The 1,703-nt window shown below is 53.5% G+C and carries 1 rRNA gene (running past one end of the window); it reads right to left on the reverse strand.

Features of this window, described 5'->3' with window-relative positions:
• Positions 1-25: 25 nt before the first annotated feature.
• Positions 26-1,703: ribosomal RNA gene (locus WB237_RS22990) — 23S ribosomal RNA — on the reverse strand (it continues 1,268 nt past the right edge of the window).

Raw genomic sequence — 1,703 nt, forward strand, 5'->3', positions numbered from 1 at the left:
TTCGCCGAAACAGCTTCGGCGTTGTAAGGTTAAGCCTCACGGTTCATTAGTATCGGTTAGCTCAACGCATCGCTGCGCTTACACACCCGACCTATCAACGTCGTAGTCTTCAACGTTCCTTCAGGACCCTTAAAGGGTCAGGGAGAACTCATCTCGGGGCAAGTTTCGTGCTTAGATGCTTTCAGCACTTATCTCTTCCGCATTTAGCTACCGGGCAATGCCATTGGCATGACAACCCGAACACCAGTGATGCGTCCACTCCGGTCCTCTCGTACTAGGAGCAGCCCCCCTCAATTCTCCAGCGCCCACGGCAGATAGGGACCGAACTGTCTCACGACGTTCTAAACCCAGCTCGCGTACCACTTTAAATGGCGAACAGCCATACCCTTGGGACCTACTTCAGCCCCAGGATGTGATGAGCCGACATCGAGGTGCCAAACACCGCCGTCGATATGAACTCTTGGGCGGTATCAGCCTGTTATCCCCGGAGTACCTTTTATCCGTTGAGCGATGGCCCTTCCATTCAGAACCACCGGATCACTATGACCTGCTTTCGCACCTGCTCGAGCCGTCACTCTCGCAGTCAAGCTAGCTTATGCCATTGCACTAACCTCCTGATGTCCGACCAGGATTAGCTAACCTTCGTGCTCCTCCGTTACTCTTTGGGAGGAGACCGCCCCAGTCAAACTACCCACCAGACACTGTCCGCAACCCGGATTACGGGTCTACGTTAGAACACCAGCCATTAAAGGGTGGTATTTCAAGGGCGGCTCCACGCAGACTGGCGTCCACGCTTCAAAGCCTCCCACCTATCCTACACATCAAGGACCAGTGTTCAGTGTCAAGCTATAGTAAAGGTTCACGGGGTCTTTCCGTCTTGCCGCGGGTACACTGCATCTTCACAGCGAGTTCAATTTCACTGAGTCTCGGGTGGAGACAGCCTGGCCATCATTACGCCATTCGTGCAGGTCGGAACTTACCCGACAAGGAATTTCGCTACCTTAGGACCGTTATAGTTACGGCCGCCGTTTACCGGGGCTTCGATCAAGAGCTTCGCGTTGCCGCTAACCCCATCAATTAACCTTCCGGCACCGGGCAGGCGTCACACCGTATACGTCCACTTTCGTGTTTGCACAGTGCTGTGTTTTTAATAAACAGTTGCAGCCAGCTGGTATCTTCGACTGATTTCAGCTCCACCCGCAGGGGCTTCACCTACATATCAGCGTGCCTTCTCCCGAAGTTACGGCACCATTTTGCCTAGTTCCTTCACCCGAGTTCTCTCAAGCGCCTTGGTATTCTCTACCTGACCACCTGTGTCGGTTTGGGGTACGATTTGATGTTACCTGATGCTTAGAGGCTTTTCCTGGAAGCAGGGCATTTGTTACTTCAGCACCGTAGTGCCTCGTCATCACACCTCAGCGTTAAAAAGGTACCGGATTTACCTGGAACCTCCGCCTACATGCTTAAACCGGGACAACCGTCGCCCGGCTAACATAGCCTTCTCCGTCCCCCCTTCGCAGTAACACCAAGTACAGGAATATTAACCTGTTTCCCATCGACTACGCCTTTCGGCCTCGCCTTAGGGGTCGACTCACCCTGCCCCGATTAACGTTGGACAGGAACCCTTGGTCTTCCGGCGTGCGGGCTTTTCACCCGCATTATCGTTACTTATGTCAGCATTCGCACTTCTGATACCTCCAGCA

The sequence above is a fragment of the Enterobacter sp. P82 genome, assembly GCF_037053385.1.
Lineage (GTDB): Bacteria > Pseudomonadota > Gammaproteobacteria > Enterobacterales > Enterobacteriaceae > Enterobacter.